The 16979-nt window shown below is 61.0% G+C and carries 14 protein-coding genes; 10 read left to right on the forward strand and 4 right to left on the reverse strand.

What is annotated here, in order from left to right; all coding sequences use genetic code 11:
• The first annotated feature begins 31 nt into the window (after window positions 1-31).
• The 7 genes from M0D67_RS08340 (at window position 32) to M0D67_RS08370 (ending at window position 6713) form a co-directional block, all read left to right on the forward strand.
• On the forward strand, window positions 32-919 hold the full coding sequence (locus tag M0D67_RS08340; RefSeq protein ID WP_154565578.1) for a LysR family transcriptional regulator: 888 nt from the start codon (window positions 32-34) through the stop codon (window positions 917-919).
• A gap of 489 nt (window positions 920-1408) precedes the next feature.
• Complete coding sequence (locus M0D67_RS08345; protein ID WP_168435920.1) at window positions 1409-2125, forward strand: c-type cytochrome; 717 nt, start codon at window positions 1409-1411, stop codon at window positions 2123-2125.
• Entirely contained in the window at window positions 2122-3513 is a 1392-nt protein-coding gene (locus tag M0D67_RS08350; RefSeq protein ID WP_154565577.1) for a cytochrome c, read from the forward strand. The genes M0D67_RS08345 and M0D67_RS08350 overlap by 4 nt, the downstream gene beginning before the upstream one ends.
• Before the next feature lie 30 nt (window positions 3514-3543).
• Window positions 3544-3720 (forward strand): hypothetical protein, encoded by a 177-nt coding sequence (locus M0D67_RS08355; RefSeq protein ID WP_166618295.1) that lies wholly within the window; start codon window positions 3544-3546, stop codon window positions 3718-3720.
• A 2-nt stretch (window positions 3721-3722) separates the two neighbouring features.
• Entirely contained in the window at window positions 3723-4295 is a 573-nt protein-coding gene (locus tag M0D67_RS08360) for a cytochrome C oxidase subunit II (protein WP_154565576.1), read from the forward strand.
• Window positions 4282-5907, forward strand: coding sequence for a b(o/a)3-type cytochrome-c oxidase subunit 1 (locus M0D67_RS08365; protein WP_266238515.1), 1626 nt, complete (start codon window positions 4282-4284; stop codon window positions 5905-5907). Before M0D67_RS08360 ends, M0D67_RS08365 begins: the two co-directional genes overlap by 14 nt.
• On the forward strand, window positions 5904-6713 hold the full coding sequence (locus M0D67_RS08370) for a c-type cytochrome (protein WP_154565575.1): 810 nt from the start codon (window positions 5904-5906) through the stop codon (window positions 6711-6713). The genes M0D67_RS08365 and M0D67_RS08370 overlap by 4 nt, the downstream gene beginning before the upstream one ends.
• 146 nt (window positions 6714-6859) lie before the next feature.
• Here M0D67_RS08370 and M0D67_RS08375 read toward each other — a convergent pair whose 3' ends face one another.
• Both M0D67_RS08375 and M0D67_RS08380 read right to left on the reverse strand, forming a co-directional pair.
• Window positions 6860-7330: a hypothetical protein gene (locus tag M0D67_RS08375; protein ID WP_154565574.1), complete on the reverse strand. Its 471-nt coding sequence runs from the start codon at window positions 7328-7330 to the stop codon at window positions 6860-6862.
• 392 nt (window positions 7331-7722) lie between these two features.
• On the reverse strand, window positions 7723-9363 hold the full coding sequence (locus M0D67_RS08380) for a methyl-accepting chemotaxis protein (RefSeq protein ID WP_154565573.1): 1641 nt from the start codon (window positions 9361-9363) through the stop codon (window positions 7723-7725).
• Between the two features lie 306 nt (window positions 9364-9669).
• On the opposite strand from M0D67_RS08380, the gene M0D67_RS08385 reads away from it, so the two are divergent.
• Window positions 9670-10470 carry a DUF4239 domain-containing protein gene (locus tag M0D67_RS08385; protein ID WP_154565572.1) on the forward strand — a complete coding sequence of 267 codons (801 nt, stop codon included), beginning with the start codon at window positions 9670-9672 and terminating at the stop codon, window positions 10468-10470.
• 146 nt (window positions 10471-10616) lie between these two features.
• Here the strand turns inward: M0D67_RS08385 and M0D67_RS08390 are convergent, their stop codons facing one another.
• Complete coding sequence (locus M0D67_RS08390; protein ID WP_154565571.1) at window positions 10617-11156, reverse strand: single-stranded DNA-binding protein; 540 nt, start codon at window positions 11154-11156, stop codon at window positions 10617-10619.
• Window positions 11157-11348: 192 nt separating this feature from the next.
• Window positions 11349-12536 carry an MFS transporter gene (locus tag M0D67_RS08395; RefSeq protein ID WP_154565570.1) on the reverse strand — a complete coding sequence of 396 codons (1188 nt, stop codon included), beginning with the start codon at window positions 12534-12536 and terminating at the stop codon, window positions 11349-11351.
• A 283-nt stretch (window positions 12537-12819) separates the two neighbouring features.
• Between M0D67_RS08395 and uvrA the strand changes: the two genes are divergently transcribed.
• Together uvrA and M0D67_RS08405 are read left to right on the forward strand one after the other, a co-directional pair.
• The gene (gene uvrA, locus M0D67_RS08400) at window positions 12820-15693 is read left to right on the forward strand and encodes an excinuclease ABC subunit UvrA (RefSeq protein ID WP_266238521.1); all 2874 of its coding nucleotides are present in this window, start codon (window positions 12820-12822) and stop codon (window positions 15691-15693) included.
• Window positions 15694-15727: 34 nt separating this feature from the next.
• The gene (locus M0D67_RS08405) at window positions 15728-16813 is read left to right on the forward strand and encodes an AI-2E family transporter (protein ID WP_154565569.1); all 1086 of its coding nucleotides are present in this window, start codon (window positions 15728-15730) and stop codon (window positions 16811-16813) included.
• The last annotated feature ends 166 nt before the right edge of the window (window positions 16814-16979 follow it).

Here is a 16979-nt window from a genome sequence, read left to right on the forward strand (position 1 = left end):
ATCAGATGATTTCCATCGGATACACCGAATCATGAGCCAGCGCGGATTTGACCTGACGCAGTTGCGCACCTTCGTCGCCGTCGCCGAATCGGGCAGCGTTTCGGCGGGCGCGGAGCGCGTGTTCCTGTCGCAGTCGTCGGTGAGTGAGCAACTGAAGAAACTCGAGGAACGCGCTGGCCAGCCACTCTTCGTGCGCAGCAAGCAGGGTGTGACCGCCACGCCGGCCGGTAGCCGCCTGCTCGATCACGCGCGCCGCATCATCGCCATGAGCGAGGCGGCGTTCGAGGACCTGCAAGGCCGCTCGCTCGACGGCGAACTGCGCATCGCCATCACGGACTACTACCGTCCGCTCGACATCGCGCGCATTCTCAAGACATTCTCGGAACAGCATCCGCGCCTGAAACTGCACGTCACCGTGCAGCCGAGCGCGGTGATCGATAGCAGCGCCGGCGACGATGCGTCGTACGACATCGGCCTTTCGTTGCGGCTCGTCACCGGGAACGCACGCTCCACCAACCGGCGCGGCAGCGCGCAAAGCACCGTGGTGCGGCGCGAGAAACTGCTATGGGTCTGCGCGGCCGATGCCAGTCCGCGGCCGGCCACGCCTTATTCATTGGTATTGCTACCGTCGAGTTGTCAGTTGCAGCGCTTCGTCGTGAAACTCCTCGATGAGCACAAGGTGCCGTATCTGGTGTCGCATTCGGCCTCGGGAGTGGCTGGCTTGCAACTAGCGCTGAAGGCCGGGCTGGGCATTTCCTGCCTGAACGAATCATCGATCGGCGGGGGCCTGGTAGCCTGTCCGCAGAGCGTCGGGTTGCCCGCACTGCCCGCTGTCGAGTTTCATCTGTTGCCGGGGCGAATCGGCGAAAGCGAACGCGTCAGTAATGCACGCACGGCGTTGATGCATCTCTTCAGTTGACGCGCTCCGCGTCGATGCGCGCGCTGCGACTCAAGGAACACGACAGAAACGCAGCGCATCAATCGCATTCGGCGATGCAGTCCGCACTCGAACCAGACACAGAACAAATATCGATGGCGCTCTAATCGACGCCTGTGCTGATAAAATACGCCACCAATTGACCTATCAAATTTTATTGACGCATCGGATAAATTCCTGCAACCTGCTACACGTCTGCCGCACGCATCAAGCGTTATTACCGCAGCCCGAAAGCCGCCACCCATTGGCGCACTCAGGCAGATCATTGCTTTATATAGAAGTTGCATTGCCGCATCGCTTCAATACTGTGCCTCCTTAATAAGTCCGTTTCGATTTGCTGTTCATGCAGTCGTTATGAAAAAGAATTGGCAGGCTTGTCATGCATCGTTCATCGAATCCGATGAGTGAATTCACGAGCGAATGCATGAGAAATAAATAGCGAAAATAACCGTTCCCTCGGCGAGGCCTCGCGTGCATCGTAGATCTATCGGATTTTCGATTCTGGTGGTGCTTTACGTCATGTGGCGTGGCGCGGCGTTCGCAGCCACCGACGCGTCAGCCGCGATGCCCTCTGCCATGGACGAGCGCGTGCGTGCCTGCACCTCGTGTCATGGCGTGCAAGGCCAAGGTCTGAACAATGATTACTTCCCGCGCATCGCCGGCAAACCGGCCGACTACCTGTTCAATCAGTTGAGTGCGTTTCGTGACGGCGGCCGTACTTATCCGCCAATGGGCTATCTGCTCGCCTTCCTGCCCGACGACTATCTGCGCAAGATCAGCCAGTACTTCGCGGACCTGCAACCGCCCTACCCCAATTCCGATCACACCGACGTCGCACCGGCAGTGCTCGCAGCCGGACAACGGCTCGTCACCCAAGGCGACCCGGCACGCAAGATCCCGGCGTGCATCGCGTGTCATGGAGCGCGCATGACGGGTACGCAACCTGGCATTCCGGGACTGCTCGGCCTGCATGCGAGCTACATCGCCGGGCAGATGGGTACGTGGCGCTCGGGCACACGTCACGCGCTTGCGCCGGACTGCATGCATTCGATCGCCGTCAAGCTGACCGACAAGGACATCACCGCGGTATCGAGCTGGCTCGCGCGCCAGCCGCGCCCTGCCGATCCGCGGCCCTCGCCGGCGTCCGCTGAGCGGCTGCCGCTTGCATGCGGGAGCCAACCGCAATGAAGCCGACCTTCCGCTCGAGCCGCCCTGTTGCGTATGCCATGACGAAGCGCCGTCGCACCGCTGTTTCGCTCGTCTCCTGCTTGCTGGTTGCCGGCTTGATCGTCGGTGGCGGCGCCGCGCTTTTCAGCGCACCGCGTGCGTTGTTGATCGCAGAGGCGAGCGCGGCTGAAGCCGTGCCTGTCGCCACGACCGCCACGACCGCAATGGCCACTGCCGACAAAACCGACACCCGTCCCGACATCGTCAAACGCGGCGAGTATCTGGCGCGCGCCGGCGACTGCGTCGCCTGCCATACCGCGCCGCGTGGCAAGCTGTTCGCCGGCGGCCTCGCCATGGATACGCCGTTCGGCACGCTGTATTCGCCGAACATCACGCCGGACGCGCAGTACGGCATTGGCACATGGAGCGAGGACGCGTTCTTCAAGATGATGCGCACCGGCCGCACGCCGGACGGCACTCTGCTCTACCCTGCGATGCCGATCGCTCAGTACACCAAGGTCACACGTGAAGACTCGAACGCAATCTTCGCGTACCTGAAGTCTGTGGCACCGGTACGCGAGCCGAACCACAAGCACACGCTGCGCTTCCCGTTCAATCAGCGCAAGCTGCTGTACGGCTGGCGCACGTTGTATTTCCGTGAAGGCGAGTTCCAGCCGGACCCGACCAAATCGGTCGAATGGAATCGCGGCGCGTATCTCGTCGACGGGCTCGGCCACTGCACGATGTGCCACACCAAGATCAACATGCTCGGCGGCTCGTCGCAAAGCGAACAGTTCGCGGGCGGTCTGATTCCGGTGCAGAACTGGTACGCGCCCTCACTCACATCCGATAAAGACGGCGGTCTCGGCGACTGGAGCATCAAGGACATCGTCGATCTGCTGCAAGCTGGCATTTCCGATCGCGGCGCTGTGTACGGGCCGATGGCCGAAGTCACCTATCACAGCCTTCAGTACATGACGGAAGATGACGTCAAGGCGATGGCCGTCTATCTCAAGACGTTACCGGACAACCGCGGCCGCAAATCGGGCCCGTCCGCACCGACCAATACCAACGTGTTCGCACTCGGCGAAAAGATCTACGCCGACAAATGCGCGCTATGCCACGGCGCGAGCGGCGAGGGCCAGTTGCAGCACTACCCGCCGCTCGCACGCAACCAGTCGATCGAAATGGACTCCGCGGTCAACCCGATCCGTATCGTGCTCAATGGCGGTTTCCCACCCGGCACCGCGCGCAATCCCGAGCCGTACGGCATGCCTCCGTTCGGTCAGGAGTTGAACGACACCGATGCCGCCGCCGTCGTCACGTATATCCGCACTGCGTGGGGCAACCACGGCCAGCCGGTGACGTCCCGCGAGGTCAACGAATTGCGCAAAGCGCCGCTGCACTGAACCTGAACCGCTGCACCGGAGAATCTCCAGATGGAAGCGAACGATACCCGCAGCGCGGCCCCACCTACGGATGAAGAAGTGGAACGCGTCGTCGCGGCCGGCCCGCACGGTGCGATCGCCGTGGCCGGTGTCGCCACGCTGATCGTCATAGCGATCTGGTTCGGCTTCTACTTTCTTGTCTTTCTGCCGCGCGGCGTCATCCACTGACTATGTCGACTGATTCCAATCACCAACCGGGCAGCGGCCACGAAGTCGCCTTACGCGCCGAGCGCCGCTGGGCGATTTTCGCCACGGCGCTGATCGTGCTGATGCTCGTCGTCATCGTGTTCTCGGGGCTCCATTGGGCGATGATGCCGCCGTCGCGGGTCGAGACGATCGATCCTTCGCGCCTGCAACTGTCGGGCGAGTTCGTCGAAGACAACCTCGGCAGCGCCGTCGAGCCGGACGGTTCGGTCGTTGTGCGTTTCGTCGCGCAGCAGTATTCGTTTACGCCGCAATGTCTGCTGGTGCCCGCCGACACGCCGATCACGATCCGCACCACCAGCGCCGACGTCGTGCACGGGTTGCTCGTGACCGACACCAACATCAACACGATGGTCGTGCCCGGCTATGTCGCTACGCTGAATACCCGCTTCGACCAACCCGCCGATCACACCATGCCGTGTCACGAGTTCTGCGGCTTCGGCCACCAGACCATGTGGGCGCACGTCAAGGTCGTCGACAAAGCCACGTTCTTCGAGCAAGCCCGACAATCACGGAGGCTCAGCTGTGTTTCACGCTAAGCGACTCGTTCTCGCGCATTTCTGGCTGGCCTTCATCGCGTTTCTGGTCGCGCTGCTGCTCGGCGCGTGGCAGATGCTGGTACGCAGCCCGCTGGTGCCGTGGGTCGGCGACCCCGAACTCTACTATCGATCGGTGACCGCGCATGGCTCGGTGATGGCTTACGTGCTGCCCACCCTGGTTTCAATGGGCTTTGGCTACGCGATCGTCGAACTCGCGCTGGCACAACGGCTCGTCGGTCTGAAATGGGCGTGGGCCGCGTTCATCATGCTGGCAGTTGGCGCGGTGATGGCTATGGTGCAGGTCGCGCTCGGCAAAGCTTCGGTGCTCTACACCTTCTATCCGCCGATGATCGGCAGTCCGTTCTATTACCTTGGCGTGGTGCTGGTGGTGGTCGGCTCGTGGATCTGGGTCGCGCTGATGCACGTGAATCTGCGCATCTGGAAGCGTGCGAATCCTGGCAAGCCCATACCGCTCGCGATGTTCGCCAACGTCGCAGGCGCGTATCTGTGGGCATGGACCGCGATCGGTGCGGCGCTCGAAATCCTGTTCCAGATCTTGCCCGTCGCCTTCGGTCTCACCAACACGATCGATGCCGGCCTCTCGCGCATCCTGTTCTCGTGGACGCTGCATGCGATCGTCTACTTTTGGCTGATCCCGGCTTACATCGCGTACTACACGCTGGTGCCGCGTGCGATCGGCGGACGGCTCTATAGCGATTCGATGGCGCGCGTGTCGTTCATTCTGTTCCTCGTATTCGCGATGCCGATCGGCATTCACCACCTGTTCGCCGATCCGCAGGTCGGCTCGGGCTTCAAATTCCTGCATGCGGTGTTCACCGGCATGGTGTCCGTGCCGACGTTGCTGACGGTGTTCACCATCTGCGCTTCTGTGGAAATCGCCGGACGGTTGCGTGGTGGCAAAGGCGCGTTCGGCTGGTTGACCACGTTGCCGTGGCAGAACCCAATGATGCTGGTGATCGCATTTTCGTTCGTGATGCTGGGTCTTGGCGGTGCGGGTGGCCTGATCAACATGAGCTATCAGTTGAACTCGTCTGTGCACAACACGCAGTGGGTGACCGGACACTTCCATCTGATTTTCGGCGGGGCGATCGTCATCATGTACTTCGCGATCGCGTACGAACTGTGGCCGCAACTGACCGGCCGCGCGATTGCATCGGTGAAACTGGTGCGTACGCAACTGTGGCTGTGGTTCATCGGCATGATGGTGGTGACGCTGCCGTGGCATTACGTCGGTCTGCTCGGTGCGCCGCGCCGCATGGCCTACTACGACTACAACATGCCGGGGATGGAATCGCAGGCGTTCTGGGTGGGGATGTCGGCGGTGGGCGGAATGATCCTGGTGGTGTCGGGCATGCTGTTCATCTACATCCTCGCGAAGTCGCAATTCGGGCCGCAGGTACAGCAGCAGAGTTTCCGTTTCGCGAGCGCGGTGCAGCCAGTGGAGCACGTGCCTGCCGCGCTCAATAGTTTCGGCTTGTGGGTGGCGTTGATGATCGGGCTGACGGTTGTCAACTACAGTGTGCCGATCGTTCAGTTGCTCAGATTGCCGCAGACGTCCGTGCCGGCAGTTGTCGTTGGAGCGCAGCGATGAGTCAGGAACGCGTCTTCAGCTTGCGCAACCCGTGGTTCACGGCGAGCCTGGGCGGCACGATTGCGATTGCCGTGGTGGCGATACTGATCGGCTTCATCTGGTTGCCATCGGCGAACAGCGGATTCAGCGAGCGCGGCTTATGGGCGACGATTTGCAGCGCGGCAGGCGCGCCGTCGAGTTGGTACGGCGGCGCCAATATTGCCGGTCCGGCGCCGAGCGAGGTGGTGGTCTTGCCGCCTTTGCGGCGGGCGCGCGCTGACACGAATTCGATTGGCCGCGGCGCGACGATCGCGACGCAGAATTGCTCGATGTGTCATGGCGTGCTAGGCACGGTGCAGGTGACGGCGCCCGCGTTGGCCGGGCAGTATGCCGACGTGGTCTATAAAGAGTTGCGCGACTATCAGAACGGTGTGCGGCAGAACGCGGTGATGCAGCCGATTATTGCGGCTCGCAGCGATCAGGATCTGCATGATTTAGCGGCTTATTATGCTTCGCTGTCTCGCGCGCCGGCGGCCGAGGTTTTGCCTGTAGGCGTTGGACCGGATGCGAATGCTGTGAAGCTTGCGATGCAGGGTGATCCGCAGCGGAATATTGCACCTTGTGCGGCCTGTCATGGACAGTCGGATCGTAAAGGGGCTGCGCCCTGGCTTGGGGGACAGTCGTCCATTTATCTCGCTGCGCAGATGCGCGCGTTTGCTTCCGGTGCCCGGCATAACGATATCAATGAGCAGATGCGGAATGTGGCTCGGCAGATGACCTCGGCGGAGATCGATAGCGTGGCTAAGTATTACGCGGCGCAGCAGTGACCGTTTGAGCCTGGTTTAGCCTTTGCGGCGCTTAACCGCGAATAGCATGTCAGAAGGCCCGCACTCAGCGGGCCATTTTTTGCCCAATGTCTTACGCGCGGCTCGCGCCTTTTTCATTGCTTCTGCGTGGTGGCCTCTAGTGCCGGTTAATGTGCAACGGCGGCGGCCTGTGCACCCGCTTCTGCTCGCGACGCGACCTTTGTGCGCACCGGTTTGGGTCGCGTGGTATCTGCGGGTTTCGCGTTCAGCTTTTCATCTGATTTCTTCCGCACTGCCTCAGACAGAAGGCTCGCGGCACGTTTGGCCGTGATGCGGCTATGAGGCACGTCCTTCGCATCAAGCGCGATCACCTGGTACAGTTCGCGGTCGCATTCAATCTCGCGCTCGTATCCTTCGCCAGTTTCGACAAGCAGTTCCAGCAACGCTTGTTGGCTTTGCCGTTCTTCCCTTGTCATGCAGGGAGTCCTACGTATTGAGGCCGCAAGCGTAACCAGTCGCTTAAGTTGATCCAACTGCCGGTTGCACAAATCGAAAGCTGAGAGCGCGAGTTTCTCGTACTGGAGCGCATCAACGGGCGCGCGTGAGGTTGCTTGAGGGTTCTTGGTAGATTTGCTCATGGTGCGATTTCCGGTTCGTTCCTGAATCGCCCGACACTCGCTGAAAGGTGAGCGGGCACGTGGTGAGGTTGACAGACCGGGCGAAATACGAAACCGGCGAGCCTCTCGGCTTCCTCACCACGACCCGCCCATTGAACGCGGCGCGCGTAGGTGAGCACTACCCACTTTCGCGGGCAGTGCCGTACTTCGCTGCGGGCTGTCAAACCCGCGCCGTTTTGTCTAACGGCAGGAACAATCTAACGCACCTATTTTTTAAGACGATCAACCAAACAGGCTAAACGCGCGAATTATAACTAATCTTTACATTTGGCCTGGCGCGCACCCTGTACTGATTTTCATGCAGCGCACGCAAGCGCTCGATCACCCTTCAGCACACTAGGTGGTCTGCCGCATCAAGCCGCTACAAACTCACCCGCATCAACCTTCCGCGGCGCAGCCGCGGCCCCACCTTGCCGACCGGCAAGAGAAGAGTCCCCACTCCCCGTCTGAAACACAGCCACCGCCGAAGTCAACCTGCGAGCCTGCTCCTCCAGCGAACCAGCCGCAGCAGCAGCCTGCTCAACCAGCGCGGCATTCTGCTGCGTCACCTCATCCATCTGCGCAACAGCCAGATTCACCTGATCGATCCCGGTGCTCTGCTCAAGCGCAGCAGCCGCGATCTCACCCATGATCGAACTCACGCGCGAAATCGAATTGACAATCTCGGTCATCGTCGACCCCGAGCGCTCGACCAACTGCGAGCCCGCCTGCACGCGAGCCGTCGATGCATCGATCAACCCTTTGATCTCCTTTGCCGCCGCGGCGCTTCGCTGTGCCAACGACCGCACTTCGCTCGCCACCACCGCAAACCCACGCCCTTGCTCTCCCGCGCGCGCCGCCTCGACCGCCGCGTTCAACGCGAGAATATTGGTCTGGAAAGCAATGCCTTCGATCACGCCGACAATGTCGGCAATCCGGCGCGAGTCGTCGACGATGCCATGCATCGTGCCCACCACCTGCTCCGTCAGATCGCCACCCTGCGCAGCAAGACTCGATGCACCCTGCGCCAGCGAACTCGCCTGCTTCGCGTTGTCCGCGGTCTGCTTGACCGTCGAGGTCAGCTCTTCGATGCTGGCTGCCGTTTCTTCAAGCGACGCGGCCTGTTCCTCGGTACGTTGCGACAGATCAGTATTACCCGCCGCAATCTCGCTCACGCCCGTATCGATGGATTCCGTACCGTGACGCACAGCGTTCACCGTCTCGATCAGCGAGTCCTGCATCTTGCGCAACGCCGCTGCGAGACGGCCCATTTCGTTATTGCTCGTCACGTCGATCCGGCCGGTCAGATCGCCATTGGCAATTCGCTGAAACTGCGCAATGGTTGCGTCGACCGGGCTGACAATGGCCCGCACCATGACCGCCCGTCCGATCAAGGCGCCCAGCAGCGACAGCCCCATACCGATCGCCACCGTAATGCAGATTGCGTAGAACAGATCCTGTGCATCCTGATAACGCTGTGCGCCGTGATCGATTTGCAATTGCTCGAGCGTGAGCATGGCCTTCTCGTACGCGCTGTAGAGCGACGACAGCTTGTGCGCCTGCAACTGCTCAAATGCGGTCTTGTCGCCGGACTTGAGCGCGGCCAGCGCCGGATCGACGCCCTCGTGCAGGAAGGTGTCGCGCTTGTCCTGCATGTCCTTGATCAGGCGCTGTTCGTCGACATCCGTGCTCGCGCGGCTCACATAGTGGGCAAGGCGATCGTTCGATGCTTTCTGGTACTGATCAAAGCGATTGAGCACCGCGTTCGCACCGTCCTGATCGTTCAGGTCGACCAACGATGCGTAGGTCGCCAGCGCCAGACGCAGGCGCAGCAGTTGTCCAGCGCTACCTTCGAGGTCGGCGACTGCGGGTGTGTCCACGGTGTACATCTGTTGCAGCGACGCGTTGCTCGAACGCAACGACAACAGTCCGGCTGCAGCGCCGAACAGCAGCACCACGCCGAAGAACACAATCATCAAGGTAAGGCAGGTGCGAATCGACAGATTTTTAAGCATCGGACTGGTCTCCATTGGGCTGCCTGACCGAACGTTTCAGAAAATTAGCCTCGGCCACGCGTGCTGCGCCCAAGCCCATACGGCCAGGTCCGCAACCTTTGTTCAAAATTTAAGCGAATGCCACATAGATGGTCTACGGCGGGATTACAGAGAACTTTATGGTTGATGGCGCATACGGTTGCGATACATCAACATACGAGCGGAAGTCGGCCGCTGTTTGAGCGGGGGCATTTGCGGGACTACCCGGGTGGTCGGCAGGCAGTGGTTGGTAGAAAGTGACGAATCGCGCGTCTCCGGAGCATTTCTATGTCAGAAATAGGCTCGGCCCTGCTGGTTTTCGCCTTACTGCTTGTCGGAACCGGCTTTGGCGTGTGGGTGCGACCGTTGCTGCCTGAGGAGCACAAGGCACACGAAACCGTACAACTCATCCAGCTGGTTATCGGCATGTTGGTGACGTTTGCCGCTTTGGTGCTGGGGTTGATGACAGCGTCCGCGAAATCCAGTTTCGATACCGAGTCGAATGATTTGCGCACCTATGCGGCCGACCTGATCGAGTTAGACACGACCTTGCGGGAGTACGGCAGCGATACCGATGAGGCCCGCAACCTGCTGCGCGTGTACACCGCGGCGGCGATTGCGTCGACATGGCCGGGCGAGCCGGCTCCAGCCGGTGACTATCCGAAGAACATCGGAACACAGGACAACTCGCAGAAGCTGGAGAACGTACGGCTCGGCGACATGCTAACCGCGGTGGGCAGGCAGTTGCGGCAATTGCGAGCGCACGACCCATTACAACAGCGCGCGCTCGATGATGCCTTGACGCAATATCGGCGAACTGTGGATGCCCGATGGAAAATCATCGAGGAAGCGCACAGCTCAATTTCTCTGCCTTTCTTGATGACGCTGACGTTCTGGTTGTGCGTGATTTTTCTCAGCTTCGGATTGATCGCGCCGCGCAATGCGTTGGCGCTGGTCACGATCTCGCTTGGGGCCGTGTCGATTGCTTCCGCTATCTATGTGATTGTCGATCTGGATACACCGTTTTCCGGGCCGATTGTCGTTTCCAGTTTGCCGATGAGAGATGCACTGGAGCACCTCAGGCGGTGATTTTTTGACTTTGGCGGCGGCGTTATCCCGACTGAGTGCGCGGAGCACGCACGTCTTTCCGCCTTATTGATGCCGATGCGCAAATAAAAAACCCGCGCTCCATAGGAGGGCGGGCTTTTACCAACAAAAAACTATTTTAGTCAGAATTAGAACGGAATATCGTCATCCATCTCATCAAACCCACCGCCGGCCGGCGCGCTCGGACGGCTCGAACCACCACCGCCGCCACCGCTGCCGCCACGCGAAGCGCCGCCGCCCGAAACCGCGCGACCGCCACCGCCGCCGCTACGCTCCGACGGCTCACCGCGGCTGTAACCACCTTCGTCGCCACCGCCGCCACCCGTCGAACCGCCACGGCCACCCAGCATTTGCATCTGCTCGGCGACGATTTCGGTCGAGTAACGGTCGGTGCCGTCCTGAGCCTGCCACTTGCGGGTGCGGATGCGCCCTTCCAGGTACACCGACGAACCCTTCTTCAGATATTCGTTCACGATTTCAGCAAGCCGGCCGAAGAACACCACACGGTGCCATTCGGTTGCTTCCTTCATTTCGCCGGACGTCTTGTCCTTGTACCGATCCGTTGTCGCAAGGCGGATGTTCGCCAGTGCGTCGCCGCTCGGAAGATAACGGACTTCCGGATCGGCTCCGAGATTGCCGACGAGAATGACCTTGTTCACGGATGCCATGAGTTTCTCCTGTTGATTCTGTTACGGGCGGCGCGGCAACGCGCGGTTCGCGTCTGATGGCCGGCAGGCCGGAGACCAGAACTGCGCCTCTGCCCGCCACCGGGTGAGTTCTGTCAAGAAACGCCGGGCCGTCCCAAGTTTCCTTGCCCCCCTCGGGGGGCCTGGCGCGGAGCGCCAGGGTTGGGGGCGCTCTTACGCCTTGCGCGGCGGCTGTTTCATATTTGCCGCGATTATAAGCCAGCAAAAGACGAGTCCCGAGCAAGTAAAAAACACCGCGCTCTGACCGTCCGCCTTGAGCAGCCAGCCGCCGACCACCCCACCCAGCGCAAGACCGATCGACTGCGTGGTGTTGTACACGCCCGCCGCCGCGCCCTTGCGGGTTCCCGGCGCCAGTTTCGACACCAGCGAAGGCTGTGACGCTTCAAGAATATTGAAGCCCAAAAAGTAGACAAAGAGGATCGCCGCCACAGTCAGAATCGTATGCGGTGCGACGCCCAACAACAACTGTCCGATCAGGATAAGACCGATCGCGGAAAGCAGCACGATTTTCATTTTTCCGCGTTTTTCGGCGGCGATGATCGCCGGGACCATCATCACGAATGAGAGGCCCATCACCGGCAAATACACCTTCCAGTGCGACGCGACCGGCAGGCCACCGGCTTCGAGAATACGCGGCACGACGAGGAACAACGCAGTTTGCGTGGCGTGCAGCACGAGCACGCCGAAGTTCAGGCGCAGCAGTTCGACGTTATGCAGCACCTCGGCGAACGGCGCGCGCACATGCACTGGCTTGGGCGCATCCGGCACGACCCACAGCACGAGGCCGATCGCCAGAATCGAGAAAATGCCGACCAGCGTGAACAGGCCGCTCATGCCGACCCACTGGAACACGATCGGCGCACCGACGATCGCCACCGCGAACGAAACGCCAATACTGCCGCCGACCATCGCCATCGCCTTGGTGCGATGCTCTTCGGAGGTGAGATCGGCGATAAACGCGATCACCGCGGACGACACCGCGCCCATGCCCTGAATCACCCGCCCGACGATGATCCACGTCATGTCGTGCGCACCCGCCGCGACGAAGCTGCCAAGCGCGAAAATCAGGAGACCGATCGCAATGACCGGTTTGCGGCCGACCTTGTCGGAGATCCAGCCATAGAAGATGTACAGCATCGACTGCGTCACGCCGTACGCACCCAGCGCGATCCCCACCAGCAGCACGTTGTCGCCGCCGGGGATGGTCTTCGCGTAGATCGAGAACACCGGCATGATCATGAAGAGACCGAGCATGCGCAGCGCGAAGATGGCGGCGAGCGACACGGTCGCGCGCATTTCAGGCGCGCTCATGCGTGAGGATGTTGCGGACGGATTGGACATCGGGAACGTTCTTTGAATGAGCGGGGCGGCAAACATACGGCGCGGCATTCGGGCCGGCGGCCTTGCCAGACGCTCGTCCGGCGCCTCGCGGCGCCTTGTACTCGCGAAAAAGGGCCCCAGTTAGACCTCTTTCCCGCGGCGCTGGACCGCAGCCTTACAGCTTGCCTTGCACCTTGTTCGGGCTGTCAGGAAGCCGTAACGGCGGTCTTGAAAAGTCGTTATAGTAGCAGGTTTAGCCTCCTCCTCTTTCCGCCAGGTCACGGGCCAAGTCTTGGAATAACGCGTGGAACAAATCCGTATCCGTGGGGCTCGCACCCACAACCTGAAGAACGTCAATCTCGACCTCCCACGTCACAAGCTCGTCGTGATTACGGGCCTATCCGGCTCGGGTAAATCGTCGCTGGCGTTCGACACGCTCTACGCGGAAGGACAGCGGCGCTACGTCGAAAGTCTCTCCGCCTACGCCCGCCAGTTCCTGCAATTGATGGAAAAGCCAGACGTCGATCTGATCGAAGGCCTGTCGCCGGCGATCTCGATCGAACAGAAGGCGACCTCGCACAATCCGCGTTCCACGGTTGGCACCGTCACCGAAATTCACGACTATCTGCGGCTATTGTTCGCACGGGTCGGCACGCCGTACTGTCCGGACCACGAAATTCCGCTGGAAGCGCAAAGCGTCTCGCAGATGGTCGACGCGGCGCTCGCCCTGCCGGAAGAGACCAAGCTGATGATCCTCGCGCCGGTGGTGGCGAACCGCAAAGGCGAGCACGTCGAGCTTTTCGAAGAGATGCAGGCGCAGGGCTTCATCCGTTTTCGCGTCCGCTCGGGCGGCGGCACGGCCAACGAAGGCGTCGCGAAGATCTATGAAGTCGACTCGCTGCCGAAGCTCAAAAAAAACGACAAGCACACGATCGACGTGGTCGTCGACCGGTTGAAAGTGCGCGGCGATATGAAGCAGCGCCTCGCCGAATCGTTCGAAACGGCGCTGCGTCTCGCCGACGGCCGCGCGATCGCGCTGGAAATGGATACGGACAAGGAGCATCTGTTCAGCTCGAAGTTCGCCTGCCCGATCTGCTCGTATTCGCTGCAAGAACTGGAGCCACGCCTCTTCTCGTTCAACAACCCGATGGGTGCGTGCCCGGAGTGCGACGGCCTCGGCCAGATCACCTTCTTCGATCCGAAGCGGGTTGTCGCGCATCCGTCGCTGTCGCTGGCGGCGGGCGCGGTGAAGGGCTGGGACCGGCGTAACCAGTTTTACTTCCAGATGCTGCAAAGTCTCGCGGCGTTCTACGAGTTCGACATCGACACGGCCGTCGAAGACCTGCCGGAGAAAGTCCGCAAGATTCTGCTGTTCGGTTCGGGCAAGCAGGAGATTCCGTTCTCGTACATCAACGAACGCGGCCGCGCTTCCGTGCGCGAGCATGTGTTCGAAGGCATCATCCCGAACCTGGAGCGGCGTTACCGCGAGACCGATTCGGTCGCGGTGCGCGAAGAGCTCGCCAAGTATCAGAACAACCAGCCCTGCCCCGCTTGCGCCGGCACGCGGCTGCGTCGGGAAGCCCGCTTCGTGCGGATCGGCTCGAACAGCGACGCGCGCGGCATCTTCGAAATCAGCGGCTGGCCGTTGCGCGACGCGCTCGGCTATTTCCAGACGCTGCGGCTCGAAGGTTCAAAGCGCGAGATCGCTGACAAGGTCGTCAAGGAAATCGTCGCGCGCCTGATGTTCCTGAATAACGTCGGGCTCGACTACCTGTCGCTGGAACGCAGCGCGGAAACGCTGTCGGGCGGTGAAGCGCAGCGGATTCGCCTCGCCTCGCAGATCGGTTCGGGTTTGACCGGCGTGATGTACGTGCTGGACGAGCCGTCGATCGGTCTGCATCAGCGCGACAACGATCGGCTGATCGCCACGCTCAAGCATTTGCGCGACCTGGGCAACTCGGTGATCGTCGTCGAGCACGACGAAGACATGATCCGCATGGCCGACTACGTGGTCGACATGGGGCCTGGCGCGGGCGAGCACGGCGGCATGGTGATCGCCGAAGGCACGCCCAAGCAGGTCGAGGCGAACGCGGCTTCGATGACCGGGCAGTACATGTCCGGTGCCCGCAACATCGAATTCCCGGACGAGCGCAAGGAACCGGACGAACGCCGTCTGCGCATCGTCGAGGCGTACGGCAATAATCTGCAGCACGTCTCGCTCGATCTGCCGGTCGGCCTGCTGACCTGTGTGACCGGCGTGTCGGGTTCGGGCAAGTCCACGCTGATTAACGACACGCTGTATCACGCGGTCGCGCATCACCTGTATGGCTCGTCCACCGAGCCGGCGCCGTACGAGTCGATCGAAGGTCTGGAGCATTTCGACAAGGTCATCAACGTCGACCAGTCGCCGATCGGCCGCACGCCGCGCTCGAATCCGGCCACTTACACGGGCCTGTTCACGCCGATCCGCGAGTTGTTTTCGGGCGTGCCTGCGGCGAAAGAACGCGGCTACGAAGCGGGCCGCTTCTCGTTCAACGTGAAGGGCGGCCGCTGCGAATCCTGCCAGGGCGACGGCGTGCTGAAGGTGGAGATGCACTTTCTGCCGGACGTCTACGTTCCCTGCGACGTCTGTCACGGCAAGCGCTACAACCGCGAAACACTGGACGTCCAATACAAAGGCAAGAACATCAGCGAAGTCCTCGACATGACGGTGGAGAACGCCTACGAGTTCTTCAAGCCGGTGCCGGTCGTGGCACGCAAGCTGAAAACCTTGCTAGACGTGGGTCTCGGCTATATCCGGCTAGGCCAGTCGGCCACCACCCTGTCGGGCGGCGAGGCACAGCGCGTCAAACTTTCGTTGGAACTGAGCAAGCGCGACACCGGTCGCACGCTATACATCCTGGACGAGCCGACCACCGGTCTGCACTTTCACGACATCGCATTGCTGCTGGAAGTCATTCATCGTTTGCGAGACCAGGGTAATACTGTCGTGATCATCGAGCATAATCTCGATGTAATAAAAACTGCCGACTGGGTCATCGATCTCGGCCCCGAAGGCGGAGCCGGCGGCGGTCAGATCATTGCGCAAGGCACGCCGGAGCAGGTTGCCAAGTCGAAGGCAAGTTTTACCGGTAAGTATCTGGCGCCTCTGCTGAAACGCATTGCCAGTAGAAAGTAACGCTGCACAACACGGGTTGGAGACGGAATAAGCCATGGCCAAGCGGAATCAGGCGAGCGACGACGGGCAAGTGCAGGACCTCCGCCCACGCCCGGTCAGGCTGACTAGCGACATGAGCCTGCCGAAGCTGTCGGCGGTCGAAATCGGCAGTTATGTGCTGATGCTGATCGGAATGTGGGCGATCATCGAACTGAAGCTGCTCGGCGCCTTGCTGGCCGGGCTGCTCGTGTTTCAACTCGTGCACACCATCGCGCCGCGCATCGAACGGCATATGTCGAGTCAGCGCGCGCGCTGGCTCGCGGTGGTGATCCTCTCGACAGTGATAGTCGGTGCACTGACGGGGTTGACGCTCGGCATCATCGAACATTTCGAGAGCGACGTGCCGAGCGTGCAGAAACTGCTCGACCAGGCGATGCAGTTGATCGACCAGGCGCGCGGCCGGATTCCGCAATTCGTCGCCAACTATCTGCCGGTCGATACAGACCAGATGAAGACCAAGGCTGCCGAGCTGATGCAGACGCATGCGAACATGCTGCAGCAAAGCGGTAAGACCGCGGCGCGCGGCTTCACGCACATTCTGATCGGCATGATCATCGGCGCGATCATCGCGGTCGGGGCGCAGAAGCATATGCAACGGCTGCCGCTGTCCACAGCGTTCGTCACGCGCGTGACACGTTTCGCCGACGCCTTCCGCCGCATCGTATTTGCTCAGGTGAAGATTTCCGCGATCAATGCGGTCTTCACCGGCATCTTTCTGCTGGTGGTCCTGCCGATCTTTCACGACACGCTGCCGCTTTCCAAAACGCTGGTGCTGGTGACGTTTATCGTCGGCTTGCTGCCCGTGATCGGCAATCTGATTTCGAACACGATCATCGTCGCGGTGGCACTCTCGGTGAGCTTTCCGGCGGCGATCATGTCGTTGGTATTCCTGATCCTGATCCACAAGCTGGAGTACTTCCTGAACGCGCGCATCGTTGGTGGTCAGATCGAGGCGCGCGCCTGGGAACTGCTGATCGCAATGCTCGTGATGGAAGCCGCGTTCGGCATCCCCGGCGTGGTTGCGGCGCCGATCTTCTATGCGTATATCAAGCGGGAATTGATTTATCTGCGGCTGGTGTGAGCGTCAACCAGACTGCGATCCGGGCTTAGCGGACGAGCGAAAAGCGGCACTTCGGTGCCGTTTTTTTTGCGTCGACGGTGTTCAGGTGGTCAGATCCACGCGGCGCCAATCGCTTACTAAAAACTTGCGGCAGGCCACTCGCTTCACATAAGATGCGAACAATTCC

This window comes from Paraburkholderia sp. SECH4 (assembly GCF_030511745.1).
GTDB classification, from domain to species: domain Bacteria; phylum Pseudomonadota; class Gammaproteobacteria; order Burkholderiales; family Burkholderiaceae; genus Paraburkholderia; species Paraburkholderia madseniana.

What these genes read in the sequence shown, in the direction of transcription:
- M0D67_RS08340 (WP_154565578.1), top strand. Translation starts at nt 32, where the DNA reads ATGAGCCAGCGCGGATTTGACCTGACGCAGTTGCGCACCTTCGTCGCC.
- M0D67_RS08350 (WP_154565577.1), top strand. Translation starts at nt 2,122, where the DNA reads ATGAAGCCGACCTTCCGCTCGAGCCGCCCTGTTGCGTATGCCATGACG.
- M0D67_RS08355 (WP_166618295.1), top strand. Translation starts at nt 3,544, where the DNA reads ATGGAAGCGAACGATACCCGCAGCGCGGCCCCACCTACGGATGAAGAA.
- M0D67_RS08360 (WP_154565576.1), top strand. Translation starts at nt 3,723, where the DNA reads ATGTCGACTGATTCCAATCACCAACCGGGCAGCGGCCACGAAGTCGCC.
- M0D67_RS08370 (WP_154565575.1), top strand. Translation starts at nt 5,904, where the DNA reads ATGAGTCAGGAACGCGTCTTCAGCTTGCGCAACCCGTGGTTCACGGCG.
- M0D67_RS08375 (WP_154565574.1), bottom strand. Translation starts at nt 7,330, where the DNA reads ATGAGCAAATCTACCAAGAACCCTCAAGCAACCTCACGCGCGCCCGTT.
- M0D67_RS08380 (WP_154565573.1), bottom strand. Translation starts at nt 9,363, where the DNA reads ATGCTTAAAAATCTGTCGATTCGCACCTGCCTTACCTTGATGATTGTG.
- M0D67_RS08385 (WP_154565572.1), top strand. Translation starts at nt 9,670, where the DNA reads ATGTCAGAAATAGGCTCGGCCCTGCTGGTTTTCGCCTTACTGCTTGTC.
- M0D67_RS08390 (WP_154565571.1), bottom strand. Translation starts at nt 11,156, where the DNA reads ATGGCATCCGTGAACAAGGTCATTCTCGTCGGCAATCTCGGAGCCGAT.
- M0D67_RS08395 (WP_154565570.1), bottom strand. Translation starts at nt 12,536, where the DNA reads ATGTCCAATCCGTCCGCAACATCCTCACGCATGAGCGCGCCTGAAATG.
- M0D67_RS08405 (WP_154565569.1), top strand. Translation starts at nt 15,728, where the DNA reads ATGGCCAAGCGGAATCAGGCGAGCGACGACGGGCAAGTGCAGGACCTC.